The organism is Streptosporangium sp. NPDC002721 (assembly GCF_042888905.1).
GTDB lineage: Bacteria > Actinomycetota > Actinomycetes > Streptosporangiales > Streptosporangiaceae > Streptosporangium.
Genome location: NZ_JBIAQI010000003.1, coordinates 223530 through 249418 on the forward strand (window position 1 = coordinate 223530; position 25889 = coordinate 249418).

Below are 25889 nucleotides of genomic sequence, written 5' to 3' on the forward strand. Positions count from 1 at the left end.
GAATTGTATGTACTCGCAGTGACCTGGGGTAACGGGGTATCAGAATATGAAATTTCCCCGGCGGAAAAGAGGGTTTTTCACCGGTTTCCAGACCCGGCCTGAGACCGGGCAGGACGGTCCCCGCCGGCCTCCCGAACTCATGGGCCCGGAAAGGACGAGGGCCCCTCCCCGAGCGGGGAGGGGCCCTCGTCACATGGGGCCTGTCAGGCCGCGACGACCTCGACATCGAGGGACGCGGAGACCTCCGGGTGCAGCTTGACGCTGACCCGGTGGGAACCGAGGCTCTTGATCGCGGAGGCGATCTCGATGCGACGGCGGTCGAGCAGGGGGCCACCGGCGGCCTTGACGGCGTCGGCGACGTCACCCGTGGTGATGGAGCCGAAGAGGCGGCCGGACTCGCCGGCCTTCGTCTTCAGGACCACCTTCAGGGCCTGCAGCTGGCCGGCGACTTCCTTGGCGGTGCCGAGGTCGCGAATCTCGCGGGCGTCACGGGCCTTCTTGATCGAGGAGATCTGCTTCTCGCCGCCGCGCGTCCAGAGGATCGCGAAGCCGCGGGGAAGCAGGTAGTTGCGGCCGTAGCCACTCTTGACCTCGACGATGTCGCCGGGGGCGCCGAGGCCGGTGACCTCACTGGTGAGAATGAGCTTCATCTGTCCGGACCTCCTTAGCGCGCGGTGCTCATGTACGGCAGGAGCGCCATCTCACGAGCGTTCTTGATAGCGGTCGCCACGTCACGCTGGTGCTGGGTGCAGTTGCCCGTCACCCGGCGGGCACGGATCTTGCCGCGGTCGGAGATGAACTTCCGAAGCAGCGCCGTGTCCTTGTAGTCGACGTAGGAGATCTTGTCGTGGCAGAACAGGCAAACCTTCTTCTTGGGCTTGCGCAGTGCCGGCTTGGCCATCGTGGTGCTCCTTTCAGAGCCCCGCCGTCAGGCGGGAATGGTCGTCGCGGATATGGACTGGGATTTCGGACGCGATCGCGGCCGTCCCGGAGGAGCGTCCCTAGAAGGGCGGTTCGTCGCTGAAGTCGCCGCCGCCGAAACCGCCGCCACCCTGCTGCTGCTGACCGCCGCCGCCCCCGTAGTTGTTGCCACCGCCGCCGCCGAAGCCGCCACCTTGCGGTGCGGCCGGCGCCGCGGAGGCCCACGGGTCGTTGGCGGGGCCGCCACCGAAGCCGCCGCCGCCACCGCCCTGACGGGCGGTCTTGTTGACCTTGGCGGTCGCGTTTCTCAGGGAGGGGCCGACCTCGTCGACCTCGACCTCGTAGACGGTGCGCTTCTCGTTTTCCTTGGTCTCGTAAGACCTCTGGCGGAGCCGTCCCTGAACGATGACCCGCATGCCGCGCTGGAGGCTCTCGGCGGCGTTCTCTGCCGCCTGCCTCCACACGTTGCAGGTCAGGAACAGGCCTTCGCCGTCTTTCCACTCGTTGGTCGTCTTGTCGAGGAACCTCGGAGTGGACGCGATGCGAAACCGGGCCACCGCTTGCCCCGTGGGGGTGAAGCGCAGCTCCGGATCGTCGACGAGGTTGCCGACGATGGTGATCGTGGTGTCGCCTGCTGCCATGGCTAGCGCTGCCCTTCCTGCGGCCTTCGCTGGTTATCGGCTCAGAGTACGGCTGCCGTCCGACAAAAAGCCGGAGATTAGTGCACGTCCGGGCGCAGGACCTTGGTGCGCAGGATTCCCTCGTTGAGGTTCATCTGCCGGTCGAGCTCCTTGACCGTGGCGGGCTCGGCGCTCAGGTCGATGACGGCGTAGATGCCCTCGGGCTTCTTCGCGATGTCGTAGGACAGCCTGCGGCGACCCCACACGTCGACCTTCTCCACGGTGCCGCCGTCGTTGCGGACGACCGTGAGGAACTGGTCGAGGGAAGGGGCGACCGTACGCTCATCGAGCGAGGGGTCAAGAATGACCATCACTTCGTAACGGCGCATGCTGACTTCCAACCTCCTCTGGACTGTTGCGGTCACGACACCGTGCCGTGACAGGAGGACGCTGACGTACTTCACCCCGGGTTCCCATTTCGGCGCTCGGGGTGGAGGGTGGGCCATGACACACCCATTCGACGTAGCCGTGCCAGCCTACCAGTCCGGCAAGGGTTGGGCCGTCACCTCGCCGGGCACGTCCCCATCAGGGGAAACAGGGGAGAGGGGGCGGTGAGGATGTCACCCGCGTCCGGGAAGGGGCGAAGCGTGCCCTCCCGGTTCAGGCTGAACAGCGACGGGCGGCGCCACCCCCTGGAGAACGTGCTGAGCGTCTGCACGATCGTCTGCGGGCTGATCGCCTTCGTGGCAGGGCTCATCCCCTCCGCGCACTCCGTCGCGTCGTTCCTGGGGGTGCTGGGGTTCATCGGCGGGCTCTACTCCCAGTACGTCTCCGCGACGACCTCTGAACGCGCGCTGAACATCGTGGGCATCGTGGCCTCGTTCGTCGGTGTGGCCTTCGGCATCCGCCACGGGGGTTTCCTCCCGTAGGGTCCCGAACCTGCCGAGGGCCACACCGGCGGGGGCCCGGCCGCGCGGGCCGGGAGGGCCGGGCCGGAAGAACCGGGCCGGCGAGCGGTACGCGGACGGGCGACGGCTAACCGGCCAGGCGCAGGTCGACGCCCAGCAGGATGAGGAACCACAGGAAGACCGCGAGCAGTGCCTCGGCGATGTCCTTCAGGAGTGCGGGGGTGATGTAGTCGTACACCCAGGCGACGTAGATGCCGATCAGGATGTAGATGAGGCCGATGAGACTGATCCCTCTGCGATAGCGAGCAGCCACTTGGAACTCCTTGGGGTTGGCCCGTGGGGGCGGGCGGTGGGGCGCGACCTGCGACTGCCCCGGCCCTCGGCGTTGAAACGGCTACTCTCGGATACATGCCGCTTATCGGAGCTCATGTCGACCAGGACGACCCGCTGGCGCATGCCAGGGCGCGCAACGCCGAGGTCGTGCAGTTCTTCCTCGGTGACCCCAAGGGGTGGAAGGCCCCGGTCATCGGCGAGAAGACGCGGGAGATCAAGAACTCGGACGTGGAGGTCTACGTCCACGCCCCCTACGTGATCAACGTGGCGACGGCCAACAACCGGGTCCGCATCCCCAGCCGCAAGCTGCTGGGCGCGCACCTCGCGGCGGCGGCCGAGCTGGGCGCCCGGGGCCTGATCGTCCACGGCGGGCACGTCGGCGCCGGGGACGACCCGCAGAAGGGCTTCGACAACTGGCGCAAGGTGTTCGAGCGCCTGGAGGAGCACGAGGTCCCCGTGCTCATCGAGAACACCGCGGGCGGCGGCAACGCGATGGCGCGCAAGCTGGAGCGCGTCGCCCGGCTGTGGGACGCGCTCGACGGCTTCGACGTGGGCTTCTGCCTCGACACCTGCCATGCCCACGCGGGCGGCGAGGACCTGGCGGACGTGGTCGAGCGGGTCATGGCGATCACCGGCAGGATCGACCTGATCCACTGCAACGACTCTCGCGACGCCTTCGACTCCGGCGCCGACCGGCACGCGAGCCTCGGCGCGGGCCAGATCGACCCCGAGCTCATCCTGGGGGTCTGCCGGAGCGCGAACGCCCCGATCGTGGTGGAGACCCCCTTCGACGGCCAGGCCGAGGACATCGCCTTCCTCAGGACGAAGCTCTAGGACGAAGCCCTGGGACGAGGCTCCAGAGGGCGCAGGGCTCCAGGGCGTGTCCACAGCCTGTGGATAACTTCATGGGATTACTTTTCCCGAAGAGTGGGTAAGGAGCGATCCCCGCCGTTCAGCCCACCCAGGCGCCGTCGGCGAAGATCAACACGTTGAGCGCCATCAACGGGCCCACCACCAGGGCGTAGACGACGATGATCCATCTTCGCCACGGCGCCGGCCCGCTACTCACCTTGGCGATCAGGATGAAGAGCGGCCACCACAGCAGCGCCGAGCGCGGGACCGACAGATAGTAGGCGGAGCACAGCAGGGCGCCCACCTGGAGCCCCACGTAGACGAACTCGCTCCATCTCCGTAGATAGAGCAGGACCAGCACGAGCACCACCCCGACGATCGCTCCCGCGATCTCCAGCCGGAACGCCCAGCCGGACCGCCCGTCGCCCGCGGCCGCGCCCAAGGTCGTGATCAGCGACTCCCAGGGCCACACCATGTGGCGCCCCCAGCCGGCCTCCTGCGCGGTCTTCCAGGCCAGCCAGTCACCCGTACGGGAGTACTGGTAGGCGGAGTAGAGCCCCAGCGGCACGAACGGGAGCAGCAGCCACCCCGCCCGCCGCAGGGGCTGCCTGCGGACGAGGAACTCCACGATCAGCGCGACGGCGAGGAACAGGCCGGTGATGCGCACGCAGGAGGCGCCCGCCGCCAGGGCCGCGGCGAGCGGCCAGCGGCCCTGGCGCGCCGCCAGCCAGGCGGGGACGGCGAAGGCGAGGAAGAGCGACTCGCTGTAGCCCGCGAACAGGAACACCGCCATCGGCCAGAGCAGCAGCGCCAGCACCGCGCGCCGGCCGGTTCCCTCCGGCCCCTCGAACTCGGCCAGCCTGGCGAGCGCCGCCATCGCGACGGCACCGGCCACCAGGGAGATCAGCAGGCCGGCGAGCGTCCAGTCGTCGATCACGAGATGCACCGCGCGGAGCATCAGCGGCATCCCGGGGAAGAAGGCGGGCAGCCCCTTGTCGGGTTCGCTGCCCGGGACGCCGTCGTAGCCGTGCTCGGCGATGACGATGAGGAGGTTCGCGTCCCAGTTGCGCCAGCGCTCCAGGAACGGCTTCGGTACGGCGTCCCCCTCCATCAGCGCCTGGGCCCCGACGACGACCAGGACGACGATTCCCAGGCGGGAGGCCAGCCAGAGCAGCAGCCCCTCCGTCGCGGTGTCGCGCGGAGGGGTCTCGCGCGGGGGAGCGGGAGCAGTGGTCACAAGCTCGGATTGTCCCGGATCATCTCGGCGGACCGCCAGACTCGGACGCTCGCTGAACAGACCCACCCTGTCTCCTGCCATCTCGACGAACGCCCCCGGCCCGACCCCCGCCACCGCGGCGAACCCACCGGACGCTCAGTCCCGCCATCTCGGCGAACCCACCGGACGCCCGGCCTCGCACCTCGCGCCTCGGCGAACCCGCCGGACGCTCACCCCTGTCACTTCGACGGCCCCCCCGCCGGACGCCCGCGTCCGGCGAACGGTCCCGTCCCCGGCGCTAGGCGAGCGCGAGCCGGAAGCGGTCGGGTGCCCCGTCGAATACGCCACCCGCCTGGTCGTCGGTCCCGTCCTGGCGGATCACGTCCTTGTCCGGGACGAAGATGTCCCGTACGACGAACGCCATCATGATCAGGATGGTGATCGCGCGGCCCCACACGGCGGTGAAGTAGGTGTCACCCGCGATGCCCAGCGCCTCGTTGCCCGGCTGGATGCCGACGAGATAGAGCCAGATCGCGAAGAAGTACCAGCACTCGGCGAGCTGCCAGAGCGCGATCGGCTTCCAGCCCGGCCTGGCCAGCACCGCGAAGGGGATCAGCCAGAGCACGTACTGCGGCGACCACACCTTGTTGGTCAGCATGAACGCCGCCAGGGTGAGGAAGCACAGCTGCATCAGGCGGGGACGCGTCCTGGCCGTCAGGGTGATCACGGCGATCGCCAGGCAGAACGCGGCGAGCGAGACGATGCCCAGTTTGTCGAGGAGCTCGGAGTCGCCCAGGATCGGCCACTGCTTCTGGTTGAAGAAGTACCAGATGGAGCCCCAGTCGGCCGGGCGCTCCTGGCTGAAGACGTAGAACCTCTTCCAGCCGTCGAAGGCGAAGACCATGATCGGCACGTTGACGACGAGCCAGGCGCCCGCGACGCCGCCGATCGTCTTGAGGAACGGCATCCATTTGCCGGTGCGCAGCGTCAACAGGAACAGCGGGCCGAGGAACATCAGCGGGTAGAACTTGGTGGCGATCGCCAGGCCGAGCAGGATGCCCGCGAGCCACTGCCTCCGCTTCGACCAGGCCAGCAGCGCGCCCAGCGCGAGGGCGTTCGCCGCCAGGTCCCAGTTGATGTACGCGGTGAGGATCAGCGCGGGGGCCAGGGCGTACCAGAGCGCGTCCCAGCGCCTGGCGGGACCGGCCAGCGTGGCCATCAGCAGCACGCCGACGACCAGGCAGAGCGCCATGAGGATGACGGTGAGGTCGTAGAACGCCGTCCCCTGGTCGCTCATCGGGGTGACGATCCGGCGGAAGAACTCCATGATCCCGCCGATGCCGACGGGGTACTCGACCGGATAGTCGAAATAGGGGATCTTGCCCTCGTTGAGCTTCTCGTTCCACCACAGGGGATAGATGTCGGTGTAACAGAAGTTCGTGAACTGCAGGGTCCCGTGGTTCCACGCCCCGTCGACGCGGCACGGCCACTTCCAGAACCAGGCCAGGACCGCCCCCAGCCCCGCGAACAGGGCCAGGGGCACGTACGGGATGGCCCGGGTGCCGAACTCGGGCAGCGGGCTCCGCGGCGACAGGAGGTTCTTCATCAGGGACGTCGTCCGCTCGCCGAGGGTGTCGGGACCACGGCCGCGGTCGACGAGCCGGGTGCGACGCCCAGCGCGCCGCCGTTCTGCCCCAGATCACCGTTCGGCAGCTCGTTGTCCGGGCTGTCGTTGCCGACGTCGCACGAGCCGTCCCAGGGCAGGCACTCGCGGCCCTCGGGCTCGCCCTGCTCGCCGCCGTCGTTGTCGTTCGGCCAGCCGCCGTCGTCGCCGTTCTCGGGGAAGGGGTTGTCGTCCTCCACCGTCATCGTCGGGGTGGGCGTCGGCGTGGGCGTGACCAGGTTGTTCCGCGTGCCGGTGTTGGCCCTCGGCGGGAACTGCAGGACCTCGTCCTTGGCGGTCACGGCCTGCATGTAGTCGTGCCAGATCTGGGTCGGAGTGCCGCCACCGCCGATGAACTCGGGCATGGGCTGCTCCTTCCAGAGGATCTGCTCGTCCTTGAGCTTCCTGTTCGGCAAGCCGTACTTGTCGACCTTGAGCTTGCGCGTCCCGGCCCTGTTGTAGGGCACGTCGTTGGACATGCCGACCGCGGTGACGATCTGCGGGGTGAAGCCGACGAACCAGGCGTCCTTGTAGCCGTTGTTCGTGCCGGTCTTGCCGGCCACCGGCCGCGTGCCGAGGTTGGCGGCGCCGCCGGTGCCGCTCCTGACGACCTGCTGCAGCGCGACGGTCGTGTCGGCCGCGGTCTCGGGGGTGATGACCTGCTTCTCGATGATCTGCTCGGGGAGCACGAGGCCGCCGTCGACCGTGGTCACCTTGGTGACGGTGTGCCAGTCGTAGTGCTTGCCCTCGTTGGCGAAGATCCCGTAACCGGCGGCCTGCTCGACCGCGGTGACCGAGGCGCTGCCGATGGTGACCTGGTACTTCTGCTCCTCGACCGCGTAGTCGACCGCGTTCTTGCGCTTGTAAAGGGGGTTGTGCTTGGTGGTCTCGCCCACCCCCGCCTCCTTGGCGATCCTCGCCACCTCCTCGAGGGTCACCTCCTCGCCCATCTGCACGAAGACGGTGTTGACCGAGCTGGCCATGGCCCTGACCATGTCGATCGGCCCGAACGCCTGGTTCCCCGAGTTGCTGATCGGGGTGGTGCCAGGCATCTTGATCGTCTTCATGCCGTCGACGAGGCTGTCGAGCGACTTGTCGTTCTCCAGCCAGGCCGCGAGCACGTAGGGCTTGAACGCCGACGCCGCCTGCTTGGTGGAGTCGAAGGCGCGGTTGTTGAAGTCGTTGACGAAGTCGTCGCCGCTGTAGAAGGCGAGCACCCGGCCGTTCTTCGGGTCCACCGAGGCGAGCCTGGCGTGGATGGTCCGGTCCAGCCCCGCGGTGCGGGCCTTCACCGCCTTCTGCGCCTCCTTCATCATCTTCTCGTCGAAGGTGGTGTAGACCTTGTAGCCGTCGGTCTTCAACTCCTCCTCGGTGATGTGCCGCTCCTCGAGCTCCCGGAGGACGATGTTGATCATGTAGCCCTTGAGGCCCTTGTTGGTGTTCCCGACCGAGATCTCTTTGAACTTCAGGTCGTCGAAGGAGCTTCCCGCGTACTTGCCGTACGCGGCGGGGTTCATCTCCGCCATGTTCTTGAGCGCGGCGCCGAACCGCCACTTGATCGCGGAGTAGTCGCCCTTCTTCTCCTGGACGTCGAAGGCGCTCGGGTTCTGGACCCGGGCGGCCAGGTAGGCGCCCTCCGGCACGGTCAGCTGGCCGACGTTCTTGCCGAAGAACGTCTTCGCGGCCGCCTGGATGCCGTGCGCGCCACGACCGAAGTAGATGAGGTTGAAGTACTCCTCCAGGATCTCGTCCTTGGTCTTCTCCTTGCTCAGCTTGACCGAGACGAAGATCTCCTTGATCTTGCGCTGGATCGAGACCTCCTGGCTGAGGCCCTCGTAGTAACCGCGCGCCATCTGCTGGGTGATGGTCGAGGCGCCCTGGAGCTGGGTACCGCTCACGGTGCTCCAGACCGAGCGGGCCATGCCCGCGAGGTCGATGCCGCTGTCGGTGCGGAAGGTCTGGTTCTCCAGGGCGATCACCGCGTCCTGGACGTGCATGGGGATCTGCTTGAGCTTCACCGGGACGCGCTGGACGCCGAGCCGCGCGATCGGGGTCTTCTTGTCGCGGTAGTAGATCACGCTGCCCCGGTCGTCCGCGCTGGCCTGCGTGGCCGAGGGGATGGGGGTGTTGGCGTAGGCGACCGCGATCATGCCGAAGACGCCGGCGCTGAGCACCACGAAGCTGGCCATGACGATCTTCCAGTTGGGCAGGAAGCGCGTCCACCTCCTGGCCTTGGGCTCGTCGTCATCGGGGCCGTCTCCCCCGGGCCCCCCTGGGCCCTCAGGGCCTCCCGGTCCGCCCGGGACGGGACCGCCCGCGCCGCGCCCGCGGCGCCTGCGCCCGCCCTCGCCCGGCCTCGGACCGGCGGAACGCCCGCCGCCCGCCTGGGCGGCGAGCATCGACTGGGTGTCCTCGAAGGCGGCCTCGGCGCGGCGGCCAGTCGGGTCGGTGTCGCGGCGGCGCGCCTCGCCGGGGGCGCCGGGACCGCCGGAGCCGCCGGGACCGCGCTGGGGCGCTCCACCGGGAGCGCCGGGGCCGCCCGGGCCACCGGGGCCGCGCGGAGGCATGCCGCCGGGGGCGCCCGCGTCGCGCCGGGGCGGTCCGCCGGGCTGCTGGGACGCGCCGCCGGAGTAGGGCATCCCGCCCTGCTGGGGCATCATCGCCGTCCGGGGATCGGCTCCCGCCCGCGGCGGTGGTCCGGCCTGCGGTGCGTGCTGGGAAGAATCCCAGCTCGCTCCAGTTTGGGGGTTTTGCGGAGGGGGAACTGCACGGGGAGCGGCTCCTGGGCCTGAGCGACGGCGCCGCCCCTGACGAGCCGACCCGTCGGCGCCTTCCTGGCGCCCGTCCGACTCCGGGTCATTGCTGTGGCTGTAACTCACGCGTCCTCGTTCGGTCATCGGGGTCTACGACGGCGTGCAGGCGGGCGAGACTACCTCCTGGTCGCCGGAGATCTCGCCGCCTTGGCTCACTGGTAGCCGGCCTATCCGGGTGGATCTCCGTTACCGGGGACGAACGAGATCGTCAGGTGGTTCGGGCAACAACCTTGGCAGACCTCTCCCACGCTGACGCGGGATTCCCGGTATTGAAAAGCGGTCCACGCCGTGCGGGGGCCGTGTCCCACCACCGCCTGCTGTGACCACATACGCGCCAGACTACGGCTTTTTGCGGTTTGCTCCCAACCTCTTGGGAAAGTCGCTGATTGCAGCCTTATGTTGAATGGACGTATCCTGTCGATGTATCGGTTCGATACATCGACGCGAGAGGTGGTGGTTTCCAGTGGCCGGCGGACGAGGCGGCGTGCTGGAGCTGGCCGTGCTCGGGTCGTTGCACGAGACCCCGCTACACGGCTATGAGCTGCGCAAACGGCTCAACGCCCTGCTCGGCATGTTCCGGGCGTTCTCCTACGGCTCCCTCTATCCGTGCCTCCGTCAGTTGCTCACCGACGGGCTGATCGTCGAAGACGGCGACGCCGCCGCGGCCACCACGGCCGCCGACAGCGCCATCGTGCTCCCCGGCCGCCGTTCGAAGATCGTCTACAAGCTGACAGCGGAGGGCAAGGAACGCCTGCAGGCACTCCTCACCCAGGCGGGCCCTTCCGCCTGGGAGGACGAGAGCTTCGGCGTCCACTTCGCCTTCTTCAGGCACACCGAGGCCGAGGTGCGCCTGCGCATCCTCGAAGGTCGCCGCAGCCGGCTCGAGGAGCGTCTGGACGCCGTGCGCACGGCACTCGCCCGTACGCGCGAACGGCTGGACAGCTACACCCTCGAGCTCCAGCGTCACGGTCTGGAGTCGGTCGAACGCGAAGTGCGCTGGTTGAATGAGCTGATCGCCACCGAACGGCGAGCGTCGCCGCCGGAGGGGGAACGCCGGCCCGCGCGAGATGAGACGTCCCGGGCGCCCGCGCCCGGGGCGGGCACGACGGGGCGGCACGCCACCCCGGAAGAGAACTGACCACTGAAGACAACAAAGGGGAGCGAGTGCCATGGGTTCGGTGCGCGTAGCCATTGTCGGTGTAGGCAACTGTGCCACGTCGCTCATTCAGGGCGTGCACTACTACCGGGACGCCGACCCCGGTGCCCGGGTGCCGGGCCTGATGCACGTCAAGTTCGGCGACTACCACGTCGGTGACGTGGAGTTCGTCGCGGCGTTCGACGTGGACGCCAAGAAGGTCGGGCGCGACCTGTCCGAGGCGATCGTGGCCTCGGAGAACAACACGATCAAGATCTGCGACGTGCCGCCGCTCGGCGTCACGGTGCAGCGCGGCCCCACCTACGACGGTCTGGGCGAGTACTACCGGGAGATGGTGGAGGAGTCCGACGAGGCGCCGGTCGACGTCGTCCAGGTCCTCAAGGACAGCAGGGTCGACGTGCTCGTCTCCTACCTGCCGGTGGGCTCGGAGGAGGCCGACCGCTTCTACGCCCAGTGCGCCCTCGACGCGAAGGTCGCGTTCGTCAACGCGCTGCCGGTGTTCATCGCCTCCGACCCCACGTGGGCCCAGAAGTTCGTCGACGCCGGCGTCCCGATCGTCGGTGACGACATCAAGTCGCAGGTCGGCGCGACCATCACGCACCGCGTGATGGCCAAGCTGTTCGAGGACCGCGGTGTCGAGCTGCTCCGCACGTACCAGCTGAACTTCGGCGGCAACATGGACTTCATGAACATGCTGGAGCGCAAGCGCCTGCAGTCCAAGAAGATCTCCAAGACCCAGTCGGTCACCTCGCAGATCCCGCACGAGATGCAGAAGGCCGACGTGCACATCGGCCCGTCGGACCACGTGCCGTGGCTCGACGACCGCAAGTGGGCGTACGTGCGCCTGGAGGGCAGGTCCTTCGGCGACACTCCCCTCAACCTGGAGTACAAGCTGGAGGTCTGGGACTCCCCCAACTCCGCCGGCATCATCATCGACGCGGTGCGCGCCGCCAAGATCGCCCTTGACCGGGGCATCTCCGGCCCGATCCTGTCCGCCTCCTCGTACTTCATGAAGTCGCCGCCGGAGCAGTACTCCGACGACGAGGCGCGTGAGTACGTGGAGAGGTTCATCCGCGGCGAGGTCGAGCGCTGACCTTCCGTCGTCGAGCGGCAAGACCCCCTCGGCCCGGGGCGAACAAGGCCGACAAGAAGGGAGTACCGCCGGTCAGACGACCGGCGGTACTCCCTTCTTGCGTGTCCCGCCATCCACAGGAAGATGAGCGCGTCCACGTCGTCGGCCGGATGCGGGTGAAGGCGTCGATGTGGCGCCGGATCGTTCAACCGAGGAACGGCTGAACGCGAGACTCGTCGAGAGCGTGACCGATGCGCAGTCGCTGCGTGGGGTGCATGTCGAGTGCGTCGAGTTCCGCGGGAGACACCCACCGTACTTCGCTCGCCTCGTCCGTCGCGTGAGCCGTGCCCGACACCGGCCGGGCGCGGAGGCAGACGTTGAACTGCTGGCGGACCTCGCCGTCGCTGTAGGCGATCACGTGCTGGGGGTCGCTGTAAATACCGACGACGCCGGTGATTTCCACGGTCACGCCGGTCTCCTCGCGGACCTCGCGGGCCACGGCGTCGGCGATGGTCTCACCCAGGTCCATCACTCCGCCGGGCAGGGCCCACAGCCCGCTGTCGCGCCGGCGGTGCAAAAGAACACGCCCCGAGTCGTCGATCACTACCGCGGAACCTCCGGGCACGACGGAGTTCGGCGCGGGGGCGTTGGGATCGTTGTAGTAGTCGGTTCGGGTCATGCCCGATCGCCTACCCGGCGGTCACAGTGTCCAGTCGTACGCCGCCGCGCTGTACGAGGGCACGCGTAAACGACACAGGGGCGCACGTCGTGTGCCTCACAAGGAAGGCATCAGTCCGGGATGGTGAAGGCGTACGACCATACGAACCGGCTCGCCGCGTGCACGCCCCGGGCGTACTCGACCACCTGGCCGTCGGCTGTGCGAGTCACCCGGCGCACCTCGACGACAGGTTCGCCTGACGGAAGATCGAGAAGTAGTGTCTCGTCGGCCGTGGGCATTCGAGCATGGAGTTCTTCGGCGATCTCATGGGGCGAGAGGCCCTTGTCGGCCAGCACCCGGAACCCGCCGCCTTGCCCGGCGATTCCCGGTGAAGGGTCGACCAGGGGCGTGCCTTCGACGTCGCCGGGACGGTAGTAGGAGGTCATCGTATGAGTGGGGACGTTGTCGCGGGTCATGACGCGGGCCCGCTCGTACACGGAAGATCCGACCTCGACGCCGAGCGCGGCGGCGGTCAGCTCGTCGGCGGCGACCAGGGAGACATCTTGCGTCTGATGTCCCTGCTGCTGGGCCGATTCGCTTTCCGAATGCTCGGTGGCGAACACCTCGACCGTGGTCCGCTCCCAGCGATGCCGGGCGTAACGGTCCGGTCCGAGGCGGCGAATCGGATGTGACTCGCGTACATAGGCACCCGAGCCGTGCCGGGTGACCACCAATCCTTCTGTCTTGAGCAGGATCAACGCCTTGCTCGCCGTGTTGCGGGACACGCTGTGGCGATCGGCGAGATCACGAACGGATGGCAGCTTCGCACCTGCGGGCAAGCGGCCAGCAGTGATGTCGGCCCGTAGTTCGGCCGCTATGCGACGTGCAGGCGAATGCTGATCTATGTGCATAAGAAACACCCTACCTAAGTGTCGTACGCCATTTCCTTGACGGCCGTCGTGACCTCCCTTAACGTCTAGTGTCCTACGACACTTTCAAAGCGGACCCGCCCGGCGCTTGCGACGTCCGGACGGGCCCTTGATCAGGAGGTGGTCCTGACCCATGAGCAACCCTAATGCCGTCCTCGATCGGCCAACAGCGAGAGAAGTCTCCTGCGACTGCTTCACCGTGACCCCGCCCATGCCGATGGGCTGTGCCGACTGCAGGCACGCGCCCTACGCGCACGGCTGCCCCGGCCAGGTCGCCGACCACGAGTACGCGCCGCCGACCGACGCGCTGATGGCCGAGCGCCTCGACACGCGCCGCCGTCTCGGCCTCGGCCGGACCCTGCCGACCTTCGAGCCCGCCCGCGAGATCCCGGCGCAGCCGATTCCGCTCGTGCCCGCACCCCGCCAGGCCGAGCCCGAGGCGACGCCGACGCGCACCCGGCCCGCCGGACGCACCGACACCCGCCGCCCAGCGACGTCAGCCCCCCGCCCGTACCGGCCGGTCGAGACGCGGGAGAACCGCGCGATCCGCCTGGCGCTCGCCCGCGACCCCCTCTCCCGCCGCCGGGCCCGCACCACAGCCCGCGCGTACGAGCACGGCGCACCGCCTCCAGGCACCGCCCTCTCGAACGCCCGGCCGCCACTCTCCCTCCTCGACCACCGGACCCTCCGGCCGGGGCCCGCCGCCGCCCCCGGCCGGGGCCGCTCCCCGGACGCCCCTCCGGCGCGACGGCACGAGCCCTGGCGGGAGGTCGCGGCATGAACGCGATCCCACCGCGGGGCGACCCCATGAGCGGGCGCGGCGGCGTGTCTCCTTCCCGAACACGCGCCGCCGCGCCGTCGACCGACACCGAGAGCCGAGCCGTCGCGCGGGCCACGGAGCTGACCCTCGTGCTCAGCGAGGTGTACGGCATCTCGGCCGACGTCCACACGCTGCGCTCCGGCAACGCCGTCGTGTCCCTCTATCGCGGGCTCCTGGCCTACACCGACGGTGAGAGGTTCTGGTGGACCGGCCCCGGGCCCAGCGACTCCGGCGCACCCGTGCTCAGCTCCGAGCTGACGCTGCCCGCCGCCGCCGAACAACTCGCCGGGCACCACGCGATCCTGCGCGGCAGGAGCCTCACCGCCGTGCCGCCGCTCGCCGACGAACTCATGACCGATCACGCCGGGCCGGTCTGAGGAGCTCCGGATGCCGACCACCCCCGACGCCCTGAGCGGTGATCTGGAGGCCCGCGATGAATGGACCTGCCCCGGCATCAGTCCGCATCCCGTACGCGTCGCCCCGGGCCGCCGGGCACTCGACTGGGAGGCGTTGGCGCCGGGACCGTACCGCGTGCTGGAGCACACGTGCGCCTGCCGGGCGGTCTACTTCGAGCTGATCGCCTGCGGCGGCACCTACCTGATCCACAGGGTGATCCAGGGCAGGCCGACAGAGCACGCCTTCGCCGGGCGGTGGACGCACCGCGAGGCCCGCGAGATGTGGCTCCAGCTGCTGATCGGGCAGGCGCGGTAGCCGACGTCCGGACACGCGGAAAGGCGCCGGACCGGGGGCTCGCCGTGGAACGGCCGGCGGTGTGAGAGACCCTCACACCGCCGGGACGGGAGAACGTCGCGTCAGCAGCGGGCGGCGGGTGGGAGGTCGGCCGGGTCGGCGGCCCGCCAGGTGAGCGGGTCGGCGCCGAGCTCGACCAGCTGGGGGACCTGTTCGCGGCACCAGGGGGAGATCGCCAGGCGGTCGCCGAGCACCCCGTCGGTGAACTCCTTCCACGGCATCCAGCGGACGTCGTCGACCTCGTCGGCGTTGGGCACCGCCTCCGCGGTCACGAGCACCCGGTAGACCGGGCACAGCTCCCGCTCGACGGTGCCGTTGTCCATGACCGCGCGGTAGGAGAAGCGGGGCAGGAGGAGGTCGACCTGGCCGGCCGCGAGGCCCAGCTCGTGGGAGAGCCTGCGGGTCACCGCCCCGGGAAGCGGCTCGCCGGGCAGGGGGTGGCCGCAACAGCTGTTGGTCCACACCCCCGGCCAGGTGATCTTGTGCAGTGCGCGGCGGGAGAGGAGGACCCGTCCCTGCTCGTCGAACACGTAACTGGAGAAGGCCAGGTGGAGGGGCGTGTCGAGACCGTGCACCGTGGCCTTGGCCGCCGTGCCGATCGCGTTTCCCTCGGTGTCGACGAGCACAACGTGTTCATCAGGTGTCACTCGACCGAGGGTACGTGATCATGTCGGTTTACCGCGCCCCCTAAGCGATACGTAGGCAAAGGTGCGAAATGTCCATTTGGCTAATCAGGGATGTACCCGATGCCCGCCCGTGGCGGTCGCACATAGGCTGAGCGCGTGTCATTCATCTCCGATCTACGCGTGGTCCTGGAAGGTCGGGACTTCCGGAGGCTGTACGCGACCCGCCTGGTCTCGCAGTTCTCCGACGGGATCTTCCAGTTCGCCGTGGCCGGGTTCGCGTTCTTCAGCCCGGAGAAGAGCACGAGCGCGGTGGAGATCGCCGCCGGGCTGGCCGTGCTGCTGCTCCCGTACTCGATCCTGGGCCCCTTCGTCGGGGTGTTCATCGACCGCTGGTCGCGGCGGCAGATCCTGGTGATCGCGCCGCTGGTCCGCGGGGCGCTGCTGCTCGCCGCGGCGGCGCTCGTCGCCGCGGACGCCCCCGACGGGATCTTCTACGCCGCCGCGCTCGGCGTGCTCGGGGTGAACCGCTTCTTCCTCGCCGCGCTGGGGGCCTCGCTCCCGCACGTCGTGCCGTCCGACCGGCTGATGGTGGCCAACGCCGTCACCCCGACCTCGGGCACCGTGCTCACCTTCGTGGGCATCGGCGCGGGCTACCTGCTCCGGGCTGTCTTCGGCTCCGACCACCGGGGCACGGCGGTGCTGCTGGTCGTCTCCGGTCTCGTCTTCGGGCTCAGCGCGCTCATCTCCGTGACCATGGGCAGGCGGCTGCTCGGCCCCGCCTACGACCCCGCCCGGCCGCAGGCCCGCGAGGCCGTGCGCCACGTGCTGACCGGCCTGGCCGACGGCGCCCGGCACCTCGCCCGGCACCGGGCCGCCGCCGCGGCGATGGGCGCGATGGCGACCCACCGGTTCATGTACGGCATGTGCACGGCCATGCTCGTGCTGCTGTCGCGCTACTACTTCGCCGAGAACGCCGAGGACGCGCTGAACGCGGTCTCCATCGTGGTCGCCACCTCGGGGGTCGGCTACTTCCTGGCCATCCTGGTCACGCCGTGGGCCACCGAGCGCTTCGGCATCGAGCGGTGGGTCCCGGCCATGCTGGTCACCGCCGGGGTGCTGACGCTCGCGCTCTGCGCGCCGTTCCAGCAGTGGGGGTTCGCGGTCGCGGGCCTCGTCCTCGGCATCGCCGGGCAGAGCATCAAGATCTGCGCCGACACCGCCGTCCAGCGGGACCTCCAGGACGCCTACCTGGGCCGGGCCTTCTCCATCTACGACATGCTCTTCAACGGCAGCTACGTGCTGGCCGCGGCCCTGGCCGCGGCGCTGCTCCCGCCGGACGGCAGGTCGCTGCTCGTGCTGGCGGTCATCACCGCCGGGTACGTCGCGGGCGCGGTGGTCTACCGGATCGTCACGCCGCCCCGGGTGATCGAGCCGCTGCCGTCGTCCCCGTCGTGGCCCTCACAGTGACCGGGCCTTCCCGGTCGCTGTGATCACCGCGGCGACCGGGCCGGGCCGTCCCGGCCACCGTCGTCACCGTCGCGGCCCGGTCACAGTGGCCGGGCCGTCACCGTCGCGCGGCCCTCACAGTGACCGGGCCGCCGCCGTCATCGCCGTCGTGACCTTCTCCAGGTCGTCGTCGCCGATCGGGTAGGGCGGCATCGCGTAGATCAGCCGTCCGAACGGGCGGAGCCAGACGCCGTGCCGCATGACGAGGTCCTGGACGGCGGGCACGTCGACGGGCTCGCGGGTCTCGATCACCCCGATCGCGCCGAGGACCCGCACGTCCCGCACCCCGGGAGCCTCCGAGGCCCCGGCCAGGCCCGCGAGGAGGCCCGCCTCGATGCGGCCGACCTCCTCGCGCCACGGGCGCTCCCGCAGGAGCTCCAGGGAGGCGTTCGCGACGGCCGCCGCCAGCGGGTTGCCCATGAACGTCGGCCCGTGCATCAGCACCCCGACGCCCTCGGCCACCCGCTCGGTGCACAGCGTCGCGGCCATCGACATGTATCCGCCGGTCAGGGCCTTGCCCAGGCACATGATGTCGGGCCTGACCCCGGCGTGGTCGCAGCCGAACAGCTCGCCGGTCCTGCCGAACCCGGTGGCGATCTCGTCGGCGATCAGCAGGACGCCGTGCTCGTCGGCCAGCTCGCGGAGCAGCCGCAGGTAGGCCGGGTGGTAGAAGTGCATGCCGCCCGCCCCCTGGACGACCGGCTCCACGATGATCGCGGCCAGCTCGCCGGCGTGCCGGGCCACCAGGTCCGCCAGCCGGGCCGCGTAGCCCTCGTCGTACTCGCGCGGCGGCCGGTCGGCGAACACGTGCTCGGGCAGCACGCCGGAGAACAGATGGTGCATGCCGTTGACCGGGTCGCAGACCGACATCGCCCCGAAGGTGTCGCCGTGGTAGCCGCCCCTCACCGTGAGCAGCCGCCCCCTGCCGGTGAGCTGGAACGCCATCTTGATCGCGACCTCGACGGCGACCGACCCCGAGTCGGCGAGGAACACCTTCGGCAGCCCGGTCATCGCGGCGAGCGTGGCGGCCAGCCGCACGGCGGGCTCGTGGGTGAGCCCGCCGAACATGACGTGCGCCATGTCCTCCAGCTGGTCCCGCAGCGCCCGGTTGAGCCGGGGGTGGTTGTAGCCGTGGATAGCCGCCCACCAGGACGACATGCCGTCGACCAGCTCGCGGCCGTCGGCGAGCGTCAGCCGCACCCCGTCCGCGCGGGAGACCACGTGCGGCGCCACCGGCTGGGGAGTGGCCGCGTAGGGGTGCCACACGTGCTCGCGGTCGAGCAGCGCGATCTCCGCGCCCCCGGCCGCGCCCGTGTGTCCGGCCGCCTCCCCGCCCCCGGCGGTCCCGTCAGGACCGCCGAGATCAGGAGGGCCGCTCAGGGTCCACCTCACCACCGGTGTCGCCCGCGCCCTCCACCCCGTTCGCCCGTGCCCACTCGCGAAGGGCGTCCGCGGCGGCCTCCTTGCCGAGGACGCCCCGGTCGAGGCGCATCTCCAGCAGGAACTTGTAGGCGCGGCCCACGACCGGGCCCGGCGGGACGCCGAGGAGCTCCTGGATCTCGTTGCCGTCGAGCTCGGGGCGGATCTTGCCGAGCTCCTCCTCCTCGGCCAGCCGGGCGATGCGCTCCTCCAGCTGGTCGTAGGTCTGCGACAGGGCCTGGGCCTTGCGCCGGTTGCGGGTGGTGCAGTCGGCGCGGGTCAGCTTGTGCAGGCGCTCCAGCAGGTGCCCGGCGTCGCGGACGTAGCGGCGCACGGCCGAGTCGGTCCACTCGCCCGTGCCGTACCCGTGGAAGCGCAGGTGCAGCTCCACCAGGCGGGAGACGTCGGCCACCACGTCCTTGGGGAACTTCAGCTCCGCCATGCGCTTCTTGGCGAGCTGGGCGCCGACCACCTCGTGGTGGTGGAAGGAGACCCGGCCGCCGGACTCGTGGCGGCGGGTCTTCGGCTTGCCCACGTCGTGCAGGAGGGCGGCCCAGCGCAGGATCCGGTCGGGGCCGCTCTCCTCCAGGTCGATCGCCTGCTCCAGCACGATCAGCGAGTGCTCGTAGACGTCCTTGTGGCGATGGTGCTCGTCGATCTCCAGCCGGAGCTTGGGCACCTCGGGCAGCACGTGGTCGGCGAGCCCGGACTCGACGAGGAGCCGCAGGCCCTCGCGGGGGTGGTCGCCGCCGATGAGCTTGTCCAGCTCGTCGCGGATGCGCTCGGCGGAGACGATGTCGATCCGGTCGGCCATCGCGCCCATCGCGGCGAGCGCCGCCGGGTCGACGGTGAAGCCGAGCTGGCTGGCGAACCTGGCGGCGCGGAGCATCCGCAGGGGGTCGTCGCCGAAGGAGCGCTCGGGGGGGCCCGGGGTGCGCAGCACCCTGGCGTGCAGGTCGTCGAGGCCGCCGTGCGGATCGACGAACTCGCGGGACGGCAGGCGCAGCGCCATCGCGTTGACCGCGAAGTCGCGCCGGGCCAGGTCGCCCTCCAGCGTGTCGCCGTAGGCCACGTCGGGCTTGCGCGACTTGGGGTCGTACGACTCGCTGCGGTAGGTGGTGACCTCCAGGAGCCACCCGCCCTTGCGCACGCCGACGGTGCCGAAGTCGATGCCGATCGTCCAGACGGAGTCGGCCCAGTCGCGGACGAGCTCCAGGACCGTCTCGGGCCTCGCGTCCGTGGTCAGGTCGAGATCGTTGCCGATCCGGCCCAGGAAGACGTCGCGTACGGAGCCGCCGACGAGGGCGATCTGGTACCCCCTGGCGGCGAAGAGCTCGCCGAGCTCGTCCGCCACGGGTGCGATCTTCCGGAACAGCTCGCTCATGCCGTGGCGCTGGCTCTGGGTCAGATTTGAAAGGGACAAGCCGGGTAGGTCCTTCGGTTACGGAACATGTTCCCCTGCGGGGATACACCTGAAGCGATCACCAGGTTACGGTCGGTCAGGGAACCTCGGGGACTGTGCGTCGAGGCAAGGAGCACACACATGAAGGATGCGCTCGCGATCCACCGCTGGCTCCTCGCACACCAGGTCCATCATGAGATCGTACGCCTTCCGCGCGCGATGACATGCTCGGACGAACTCCCCGAGGTGCTGTCGGCGAGTCCCGAGATCTGCCTGGGAGTCACGGTCCTGGAGGTCACGACGCTGATCGGCCGCGAGCCCGTGGCGGTCCTCACCTCCGTCGGCTCCCCGCCGCGCCCGGGCGTGGTCGGCGGCATCCTGAAGGCCCGGCGGGTCCGGCAGGCCTCGGCCTTCACCGTCAACTCCGCCACCGACTACGCCTCGGGCCTGGTCTGCCCGCTGCTGCTGCCCGCCACGCTCACCGTGCTGGTGGACGAGCGGCTCACCCGCACCGCCACACCCGTTTACGTGCCCACCGGGGAGCGTCGTACGGCACTCCTGATACGTGCCGACCATCTGCTCACACTGGTATCGGGAAGGGTCGTCGACCTGACCCGGCACGGCTCCCGCAGAGAACCGGCGACCTTTCCCCTCGCCGGTTAGGCCATAGCATTACCGGCGTGCGCCGTACTCGACCCCTGGCCGGCACGTGATCCACAAGGCCGCGACCCTCGCCCTCCTCGCCACCACGCTGCTCGTTCCCGCGGCCGTGGTCGCTCCGGGTACGGCGAACGCCCGGACGACCCCGGTCCCGGCCTCGGCGAACCGGGCGGGCCTCCAGGTCGTGCTGGAGGCGATCGGCCCCGACGCCCCCCGTGACCCGACCACCGAGATCAAGCTGTCCGGCTCCCTCGTCAACTCCGGCACCGAGCCCCTGAACGGCCTGCGCATCCAGATGCGCTACTCGTCCCAGCCGTTCGCCCGGCGCGCCGACATGGAGGCCTACCGGGCGGGGCAGACCCTCCCGGGCTCGTGGCGCTCGCAGACCTTCGTCCAGGCGCCGATCGCGCCCTCGGGCAAGCTGCCGTGGGAGTTCGCCTTCACGCCGCAGGATCTGAGCTTCTCCGCCTTCGGCGTCTACCCGGTCATGGTCGAGGTGCTCGACTCCTTCCAGCAGACGGTCGGGAACCTGCGCACCACGGTGACGTACATGCCCAGGGAGACCAGGGTGGCCCGCACCCGGCTCGCCACGGTGCTGCCCATCGTCGACCAGCCGCGCCGGGCCGGCGACTCCACGTTCGTCGACGAGGGCCTGCCCGCGGCCATGGCCCCCGGCAAGCGTCTGGGCGACCTGCTCAAGATCGCCCAGGACACGTCGTCGGCCAAGGGACTCACCTGGATCGTCGACCCCGCCCTGCTCGACGACGCGCGGGCCATGGGCGAGCCGCACGCGGTCAGGTCCAAGGACCGCGCCCAGCAGCGCCCCGCGACCCCCGAGACCGCCCAGTGGCTGAGCGACTTCCGCGAGGCCGTCGCCGACCACCCGGTGGTGGCCACCCCGTACGGCGACCCCGACGTGGCGGCCCTCGCCCACAACGGCGTCGACGACGCCACCCGGACCGGGATCGCCGCGGCCGCGATCGTCGCCAGGCAGGCCCTCGGCCGCGACGTGATCACAAACGTGAACTGGCCGGTGGGCGGCCTGATCGACTACGACGGGCTGGACCTGCTGGCCACCGGCGGCGTCGACACCGTGCTGCTGGACGAGCTGAACCTGCCGCCGGCGACTCCCCCGGTCACCACCCCCGACGCCTCGGCGACCCTGGAGAGCGTGAACGGCCCGCTCACCGCCCTGGTCGCCGACGCGGCGCTGAGCGAGACGGTCGGCGCCGACACCTCCGCCCCCGGCGCGGCGCTGGCGAACCGCCAGCGGTTCATCGCGGAGACGGCGATGATCAGCTCGGAGCCCGGCGCCCCGGCCAGGACGGTGATCGCCGTCCCGCACCGCCGCTGGGACCCCGACCCCGAGTACGTCACCGACCTGATCGAGACGGCCGCCGACCTGCCCTGGCTGGCACCCGTCACCCTCGACGCCATCAAGCGCGGCAAGGGCGTCCCGGTCCCGCGGGCCGGCCTGACCTACACCGAGCAGGCCAGGAAGCCGGAGCTCTCCAAGCAGTACCTCACGGGCGTCAAGAGGGTCGGCGCCCGCGCGGACCTGACCTCCGCGATCACCATCGCCCAGGACCTCGACGTCTTCGACCTGGCGCTGCTGCGCCTGACCTCCTCCGCCTGGCGGGGCAGGACCGGCGCCGCCGCGCCGTACGTCCAGCAGGTCGCCGAGGCGATCGACGGCCGGATCGCGATGGTCAACATCACCGGCAGCGAGCAGTCGCGGCTGCGCACCCTGGCGGGCAGCAACGGCGACGTGCCGATCAGCGTGCGCAACGGGCTGAGCGGCGACGAAAGCAAGATCGCGGTCCGGCTCAGGGTGACCTCCGACCAGCCCGACCTGCTCAAGATCGAGCCGTACGACGACAAGCTGGAGATCTTCGGCGGCCAGAACCAGACCATCCGGATCCCGATGACCTCCACGGAGAGCGGCCAGTCGACCGTGACGGTCCAGCTCACCACGGAGGACGGCCGCAAGTACGGCAAGCCGATCGAGCTGACCGTGCGGACCACCGGCTACACAGGGGTCGCGCTGGTGATCGTGGGCGCGGCGCTCGTGGTGATGCTGGCGGCCGTCGTCCTGCGCGTCCTGCGCCGCCGGGGAGGCCGCCGTCCCGCCGCCGCCCCGCCGCCGAGGCGCGAGCGCGAGCCCGCGGGCACCGAGTCGTGAGCGCCCGGCGCTCCGAGCACCTAGCGAAGGAAAGCGCATGAGCAGGGTCCTGCGCGCGAGCGCGATCATGGCGGCGGGGACGATGGTCTCCCGCGTCACCGGCTTCGTCCGGACGGCGGTGCTCGCGGCGGCCATCGGCACCTTCGCGCTGGGCGACGCCTACAACGTGGCCTACACGATCCCGCTCATCCTGTTCGACCTGCTCATCGGCGGGATCCTGAGCAGCGTCGTGGTCCCGATGATCGTCAGGCGGCAGAGGTCCGACCCCGACGGCGGCCGGGCCTACGAGCAGCGTCTGATGACCCTGGGGGTCGTCGCGCTGACGCTGATGGCGCTGGTCGCGGTGGCGCTGGCCGGGCCGCTGATCGGCCTCTACAGCACCGGCTGGGACCCCAGGCAGACCGAGGTTGCGGTCCAGCTGGCCCGGTTCATCCTGCCCATGATCGCCTTCTTCGGGGTCGGCGCGATCGCGGGCGCGATCCTCAACACCCGCGACAGGTTCGCCGCGCCCATGTGGGCACCGGTGCTGAACAACATCGTGATGATCGGCGTCGCGGTCGTCTACTACGTGAAGCTGGGCAGGGCGGGGGCGGACGTCACCACGGTCACCGACGCCGACCTGGCGCTGCTCGGGCTCGGCACCACCGCCGGCATCGTGGCGCAGTGCCTGGTGCTGGTCGTCGCGCTGCACCGGGTCGGCTTCCGCTTCCGGCCCCGGTTCGACCTGCGCAACGCCGGCCTCGGCGAGATGGGCCGGATGGCGTCCTGGACCCTCGCCTACGTCGGGATCAGCCAGCTGGGCTTCCTGATCACCACCAACTTCGCGACCGGCGCGGGCGAGCGGGCGCCCGGGGCGGGGATCGCCGCCTACTCCTACGCCTACCAGTTCTTCCAGCTCCCGTACGGGATCATCGCGGTGTCGGTGATCACCGCGATGCTGCCCCGGATGAGCCGGGGGGTGGCCGACGGGCAGCTCGACACGGTCCGCGAGGAGTTCGCGTCGGGGGTGCGGCTGGTGTCGGTGCTGCTGGTGCCCACCGGGCTGCTGCTGATGGTGCTGGGCCCCGCGGTGACCGTGCTGATCTTCTCGTGGGGCAACATGACCGTCGACTCGGCGGTCTACATCGGCAACGTGCTGCAGGTCTTCGGGCTGGCGCTGGTGCCGTTCTCGATCTTCCAGCTGCTGCTGCGCGTCTTCTACTCCTTCGGCGACACCCGCACCCCGGTGTTCCTCGCCCTCGGCAACGTGGCGGTGAACGCCACGCTCAGCCTCGTGGCCTACCACACCCTGCCTCCCCGGTACATCGTGATGGGCCTGGCCTTCGCGTTCACCGCCGCCTACGTGGCCGGCGCCGCGACCGCCTGGGTCCTGGCGGCGCGCCGCGTGGGGGGCCTGGCGGGGCGCAGGGTGGCCGCGGGGCTGTCCCGGATGTACCTGGCGGCCCTCCCTGCCGCGGCGCTCGCGCTCGGCGTGCTGTGGCTCACGCAGGAGCTCACCGGGTTGGACGCGCTGAGCGCGGCCGTCATGCTGGCGGCGGGCGGCGGACTCGGTATGGTTCTTTACTTGGCGATCGCCCACCGGATGCGCATCCCCGAGGTGAGTTCGATCGTTGGAATGGTGGCAGGACGGGTAGGCCGGTAACCCAAAGACTTGTCTCAAACGTCTGACAAGAGGAACACGGGCGGAACCGGCGCGGGACTACCATGGTGCGACGCGTGTGGTGACATGCGGCTAATGGAAGCAGGAGGGCGTGGGCGGATCCACCCAGCATCGTGTGATGTGTCGTGATGGGCTGACCGGGCATGGTGCTGTCGTGTTCTCAGGTACGGGGTCCTCGTGAGTTCCCCCGCCGTCGAGCCCGGCACCAAGCTGGCCGAGCGTTTCCGGCTTGAGGACCGCGTCCACGAGTCGGGCGGTGCCACGCTGTGGAAGGCCATCGACGAGGTGCTCGCCAGGCCCGTCGCCGTCCACACCTTCGACCCCGACTTCCCCCGGCTGAACGAGGTCGTCACGGCGGCCAGGGTGGCCAGCCGGCTGACCGACCCCCGCCTCACCCAGGTCTTCGACGCGACCGAGGACGACGGCCACTCCTACGTCGTCAGCGAGTGGGTGAGCGGCGAGTCCTTCGGCGACATGATCGCGGGTGGCCCGCTCGACCCCGAGCGGGCCGCCGCGATGGTCGCCGAGGCCGCGGAGGCGCTGGCCCACGCCCACGAGGCGAGCCTCGCCCACCTCTGCCTCACCCCCGATCACCTGGTCTGGACGGCGGGCGGCACGGTCAAGCTGCTCGGCCTGGGAGTCGACGCCGTCCTGGACGACGTGACGAGCGACGACCCCGCCCGCGAGGACGCGGAAGGTCTCGGCCGCCTGCTGTACGCCGGGCTGACCGGTCACTGGCCGGGCGACGAACGAAACAGCGGCGGCCTGCCCGTCGCGCCCATGGGCGACGGGCACTTCTGCACGCCGCGCCAGGTCACCGCGGGCGTCCCCGGCTACCTGGACGCCATCGTCTGCCGGGCGCTGCTGCCGGAGACCAGGCGCGGGCTCGAACCGCTCACCACGCCCGCCGAGGTCGCCGAGGCCCTCGCCTCGGTGTCGCGGCCCAGTCCCCTGCCGATGCCGACGCCGATGCCCATGACGACGCTGCCGGTGGCGGCCTCCCGTTCCGAGGGCATCGACACCGCGGCTCCCCAGCGCCACACGCCCCCGCCCCAGCACCACCACCATCAGACCCAGCACCGCCCGATGCCCCGCCAGTCGGGCGGCATGGTCAACAAGGTCGCCATGACCGTCGTCGTGCTGCTGGTGATGGTGGCCGTCGGCCTGGGCGCCTGGACCCTCGGCCGCAGCATCGGCAACGCCGGCACCCCGGCCCCCGGCGAGGAGAGCACCACGCCCACGCCGACCGCGGCCGCCGGCACCCGGGAGGTGAAGCCCTCCTCGGTCACCGGCTTCGACCCGCTGGGCGACAACGAGGAGCGCGGCGAGCTGGCCGTCTACGCGACCGACGGCAAGGAGTCCACCGACTGGCACTCCGAGTCGTACGACTCGGCCGACTTCGGCCGGCTCAAGGCCGGGGTGGGCCTGCTGCTGGACATGGGCGAGAGCGTCCCGGTCAAGCAGGCGACGGTCAACTTCGGCGGCACCTCCGGCGGCACCGTGGAGCTCCGGGTCGGCGACTCCCCCCAGCTGGACGATCTGTCCGTCCTGCAGAAGATCAACGGAGTCTCCGGCAAGAAGACGTTCACCGCGGAGGCCCCGAAGAAGGGTCGCTACGTGCTCGTCTGGTTCACCAAGATGCCCACCTACCAGGGGAAGTACCGCGGCCAGGTGCTGGACATGAAGGTCCTCGCGGCCAAGTGACACCGCTCCGATTTGATCT

25 protein-coding genes are annotated in these 25889 nt (G+C 70.2%); 12 read left to right on the plus strand and 13 right to left on the minus strand.

Annotation, left to right across the window (positions count from 1 at the left end; all coding sequences use genetic code 11):
• Positions 1-203: 203 nt before the first annotated feature.
• The 4 genes from rplI to rpsF all read right to left on the minus strand — a co-directional run bounded on the left by rplI (position 204) and on the right by rpsF (position 1930).
• Complete coding sequence (rplI, locus tag ACFYWM_RS05140) at positions 204-650, minus strand: 50S ribosomal protein L9 (protein WP_389908772.1); 447 nt, start codon at positions 648-650, stop codon at positions 204-206.
• Between the two features lie 14 nt (positions 651-664).
• Positions 665-901 carry a 30S ribosomal protein S18 gene (rpsR, locus tag ACFYWM_RS05145; RefSeq protein WP_012895699.1) on the minus strand — a complete coding sequence of 79 codons (237 nt, stop codon included), beginning with the start codon at positions 899-901 and terminating at the stop codon, positions 665-667.
• Between the two features lie 100 nt (positions 902-1001).
• On the minus strand, positions 1002-1562 hold the full coding sequence (locus tag ACFYWM_RS05150; RefSeq protein ID WP_389908775.1) for a single-stranded DNA-binding protein: 561 nt from the start codon (positions 1560-1562) through the stop codon (positions 1002-1004).
• 77 nt (positions 1563-1639) lie between these two features.
• On the minus strand, positions 1640-1930 hold the full coding sequence (gene rpsF / locus ACFYWM_RS05155) for a 30S ribosomal protein S6 (RefSeq protein ID WP_030919721.1): 291 nt from the start codon (positions 1928-1930) through the stop codon (positions 1640-1642).
• 258 nt (positions 1931-2188) lie between these two features.
• Between rpsF and ACFYWM_RS05160 the strand changes: the two genes are divergently transcribed.
• Entirely contained in the window at positions 2189-2470 is a 282-nt protein-coding gene (locus ACFYWM_RS05160) for a hypothetical protein (protein ID WP_389908778.1), read from the plus strand.
• Between the two features lie 106 nt (positions 2471-2576).
• On the opposite strand, the gene ACFYWM_RS05165 is transcribed toward ACFYWM_RS05160, so the two are convergent.
• Positions 2577-2762 (minus strand): hypothetical protein, encoded by a 186-nt coding sequence (locus ACFYWM_RS05165; RefSeq protein ID WP_329088054.1) that lies wholly within the window; start codon positions 2760-2762, stop codon positions 2577-2579.
• Positions 2763-2857: 95 nt separating this feature from the next.
• Here ACFYWM_RS05165 and ACFYWM_RS05170 point away from each other — a divergent pair, with 95 nt between their 5' ends.
• Positions 2858-3616, plus strand: coding sequence for a deoxyribonuclease IV (locus ACFYWM_RS05170; protein WP_389908783.1), 759 nt, complete (start codon positions 2858-2860; stop codon positions 3614-3616).
• Positions 3617-3734: 118 nt separating this feature from the next.
• Here the strand turns inward: ACFYWM_RS05170 and ACFYWM_RS05175 are convergent, their stop codons facing one another.
• From ACFYWM_RS05175 to ACFYWM_RS05185, 3 genes are all read right to left on the minus strand, one after another.
• Entirely contained in the window at positions 3735-4871 is a 1137-nt protein-coding gene (locus ACFYWM_RS05175; protein ID WP_389908786.1) for a hypothetical protein, read from the minus strand.
• 277 nt (positions 4872-5148) lie between these two features.
• Positions 5149-6456, minus strand: a complete 1308-nt coding sequence (locus tag ACFYWM_RS05180) for a glycosyltransferase family 87 protein (RefSeq protein WP_389908789.1) — start codon at positions 6454-6456, stop codon at positions 5149-5151.
• Positions 6456-9170, minus strand: coding sequence for a transglycosylase domain-containing protein (locus ACFYWM_RS05185; protein WP_389908792.1), 2715 nt, complete (start codon positions 9168-9170; stop codon positions 6456-6458). The genes ACFYWM_RS05180 and ACFYWM_RS05185 overlap by 1 nt, the downstream gene beginning before the upstream one ends.
• A 619-nt stretch (positions 9171-9789) precedes the next feature.
• Between ACFYWM_RS05185 and ACFYWM_RS05190 the strand changes: the two genes are divergently transcribed.
• Both ACFYWM_RS05190 and ACFYWM_RS05195 read left to right on the plus strand, forming a co-directional pair.
• Positions 9790-10464 (plus strand): helix-turn-helix transcriptional regulator, encoded by a 675-nt coding sequence (locus ACFYWM_RS05190; protein ID WP_389908796.1) that lies wholly within the window; start codon positions 9790-9792, stop codon positions 10462-10464.
• Between the two features lie 31 nt (positions 10465-10495).
• On the plus strand, positions 10496-11575 hold the full coding sequence (locus tag ACFYWM_RS05195; RefSeq protein ID WP_389908799.1) for an inositol-3-phosphate synthase: 1080 nt from the start codon (positions 10496-10498) through the stop codon (positions 11573-11575).
• Positions 11576-11759: 184 nt separating this feature from the next.
• Here ACFYWM_RS05195 and ACFYWM_RS05200 read toward each other — a convergent pair whose 3' ends face one another.
• Both ACFYWM_RS05200 and ACFYWM_RS05205 read right to left on the minus strand, forming a co-directional pair.
• Entirely contained in the window at positions 11760-12233 is a 474-nt protein-coding gene (locus ACFYWM_RS05200; RefSeq protein WP_389908802.1) for an NUDIX domain-containing protein, read from the minus strand.
• Positions 12234-12343: 110 nt separating this feature from the next.
• Positions 12344-13123, minus strand: a complete 780-nt coding sequence (locus ACFYWM_RS05205) for a GntR family transcriptional regulator (protein ID WP_389908805.1) — start codon at positions 13121-13123, stop codon at positions 12344-12346.
• A gap of 151 nt (positions 13124-13274) precedes the next feature.
• On the opposite strand from ACFYWM_RS05205, the gene ACFYWM_RS05210 reads away from it, so the two are divergent.
• Genes ACFYWM_RS05210 through ACFYWM_RS05220 form a run of 3 tightly spaced genes read left to right on the plus strand, consistent with a single transcriptional unit; the run spans position 13275 to position 14672 of the window.
• On the plus strand, positions 13275-13922 hold the full coding sequence (locus tag ACFYWM_RS05210) for a hypothetical protein (RefSeq protein WP_389908808.1): 648 nt from the start codon (positions 13275-13277) through the stop codon (positions 13920-13922).
• Positions 13919-14338, plus strand: a complete 420-nt coding sequence (locus ACFYWM_RS05215) for a hypothetical protein (RefSeq protein WP_389908811.1) — start codon at positions 13919-13921, stop codon at positions 14336-14338. Before ACFYWM_RS05210 ends, ACFYWM_RS05215 begins: the two co-directional genes overlap by 4 nt.
• Positions 14339-14348: 10 nt before the next feature.
• On the plus strand, positions 14349-14672 hold the full coding sequence (locus ACFYWM_RS05220; protein WP_389908813.1) for a hypothetical protein: 324 nt from the start codon (positions 14349-14351) through the stop codon (positions 14670-14672).
• A gap of 101 nt (positions 14673-14773) precedes the next feature.
• Here the strand turns inward: ACFYWM_RS05220 and idi are convergent, their stop codons facing one another.
• Positions 14774-15358, minus strand: a complete 585-nt coding sequence (gene idi, locus ACFYWM_RS05225) for an isopentenyl-diphosphate Delta-isomerase (RefSeq protein WP_389908816.1) — start codon at positions 15356-15358, stop codon at positions 14774-14776.
• 135 nt (positions 15359-15493) lie between these two features.
• Here idi and ACFYWM_RS05230 point away from each other — a divergent pair, with 135 nt between their 5' ends.
• A complete protein-coding gene (locus ACFYWM_RS05230) occupies positions 15494-16804 on the plus strand; it encodes an MFS transporter (protein ID WP_389908820.1) in 1311 nt (436 codons plus the stop codon).
• Positions 16805-16918: 114 nt separating this feature from the next.
• Here the strand turns inward: ACFYWM_RS05230 and ACFYWM_RS05235 are convergent, their stop codons facing one another.
• Positions 16919-18133 carry an adenosylmethionine--8-amino-7-oxononanoate transaminase gene (locus tag ACFYWM_RS05235; RefSeq protein ID WP_389909317.1) on the minus strand — a complete coding sequence of 405 codons (1215 nt, stop codon included), beginning with the start codon at positions 18131-18133 and terminating at the stop codon, positions 16919-16921.
• Positions 18134-18206: 73 nt separating this feature from the next.
• The gene (locus tag ACFYWM_RS05240) at positions 18207-19646 is read right to left on the minus strand and encodes a CCA tRNA nucleotidyltransferase (RefSeq protein WP_389909320.1); all 1440 of its coding nucleotides are present in this window, start codon (positions 19644-19646) and stop codon (positions 18207-18209) included.
• 159 nt (positions 19647-19805) lie between these two features.
• On the opposite strand from ACFYWM_RS05240, the gene ACFYWM_RS05245 reads away from it, so the two are divergent.
• The 4 genes from ACFYWM_RS05245 to ACFYWM_RS05260 all read left to right on the plus strand — a co-directional run bounded on the left by ACFYWM_RS05245 (position 19806) and on the right by ACFYWM_RS05260 (position 25870).
• On the plus strand, positions 19806-20327 hold the full coding sequence (locus ACFYWM_RS05245) for an aminoacyl-tRNA deacylase (protein WP_389908823.1): 522 nt from the start codon (positions 19806-19808) through the stop codon (positions 20325-20327).
• 46 nt (positions 20328-20373) lie between these two features.
• Positions 20374-22506 carry a DUF6049 family protein gene (locus ACFYWM_RS05250; RefSeq protein WP_389908825.1) on the plus strand — a complete coding sequence of 711 codons (2133 nt, stop codon included), beginning with the start codon at positions 20374-20376 and terminating at the stop codon, positions 22504-22506.
• 37 nt (positions 22507-22543) lie between these two features.
• Complete coding sequence (murJ, locus tag ACFYWM_RS05255; RefSeq protein WP_389908828.1) at positions 22544-24148, plus strand: murein biosynthesis integral membrane protein MurJ; 1605 nt, start codon at positions 22544-22546, stop codon at positions 24146-24148.
• 195 nt (positions 24149-24343) lie between these two features.
• Complete coding sequence (locus ACFYWM_RS05260; protein ID WP_389908831.1) at positions 24344-25870, plus strand: protein kinase family protein; 1527 nt, start codon at positions 24344-24346, stop codon at positions 25868-25870.
• Positions 25871-25889 lie beyond the last annotated feature (19 nt).

What these genes read in the sequence shown, in the direction of transcription:
- rplI (WP_389908772.1), bottom strand. Translation starts at nt 650, where the DNA reads ATGAAGCTCATTCTCACCAGTGAGGTCACCGGCCTCGGCGCCCCCGGC.
- rpsR (WP_012895699.1), bottom strand. Translation starts at nt 901, where the DNA reads ATGGCCAAGCCGGCACTGCGCAAGCCCAAGAAGAAGGTTTGCCTGTTC.
- ACFYWM_RS05150 (WP_389908775.1), bottom strand. Translation starts at nt 1,562, where the DNA reads ATGGCAGCAGGCGACACCACGATCACCATCGTCGGCAACCTCGTCGAC.
- rpsF (WP_030919721.1), bottom strand. Translation starts at nt 1,930, where the DNA reads ATGCGCCGTTACGAAGTGATGGTCATTCTTGACCCCTCGCTCGATGAG.
- ACFYWM_RS05170 (WP_389908783.1), top strand. Translation starts at nt 2,858, where the DNA reads ATGCCGCTTATCGGAGCTCATGTCGACCAGGACGACCCGCTGGCGCAT.
- ACFYWM_RS05180 (WP_389908789.1), bottom strand. Translation starts at nt 6,456, where the DNA reads ATGAAGAACCTCCTGTCGCCGCGGAGCCCGCTGCCCGAGTTCGGCACC.
- ACFYWM_RS05185 (WP_389908792.1), bottom strand. Translation starts at nt 9,170, where the DNA reads ATGCCCCAGCAGGGCGGGATGCCCTACTCCGGCGGCGCGTCCCAGCAG.
- ACFYWM_RS05195 (WP_389908799.1), top strand. Translation starts at nt 10,496, where the DNA reads ATGGGTTCGGTGCGCGTAGCCATTGTCGGTGTAGGCAACTGTGCCACG.
- ACFYWM_RS05200 (WP_389908802.1), bottom strand. Translation starts at nt 12,233, where the DNA reads ATGACCCGAACCGACTACTACAACGATCCCAACGCCCCCGCGCCGAAC.
- ACFYWM_RS05205 (WP_389908805.1), bottom strand. Translation starts at nt 13,123, where the DNA reads ATGCACATAGATCAGCATTCGCCTGCACGTCGCATAGCGGCCGAACTA.
- ACFYWM_RS05210 (WP_389908808.1), top strand. Translation starts at nt 13,275, where the DNA reads ATGAGCAACCCTAATGCCGTCCTCGATCGGCCAACAGCGAGAGAAGTC.
- ACFYWM_RS05215 (WP_389908811.1), top strand. Translation starts at nt 13,919, where the DNA reads ATGAACGCGATCCCACCGCGGGGCGACCCCATGAGCGGGCGCGGCGGC.
- ACFYWM_RS05220 (WP_389908813.1), top strand. Translation starts at nt 14,349, where the DNA reads ATGCCGACCACCCCCGACGCCCTGAGCGGTGATCTGGAGGCCCGCGAT.
- ACFYWM_RS05240 (WP_389909320.1), bottom strand. Translation starts at nt 19,646, where the DNA reads ATGAGCGAGCTGTTCCGGAAGATCGCACCCGTGGCGGACGAGCTCGGC.
- ACFYWM_RS05245 (WP_389908823.1), top strand. Translation starts at nt 19,806, where the DNA reads ATGAAGGATGCGCTCGCGATCCACCGCTGGCTCCTCGCACACCAGGTC.
- murJ (WP_389908828.1), top strand. Translation starts at nt 22,544, where the DNA reads ATGAGCAGGGTCCTGCGCGCGAGCGCGATCATGGCGGCGGGGACGATG.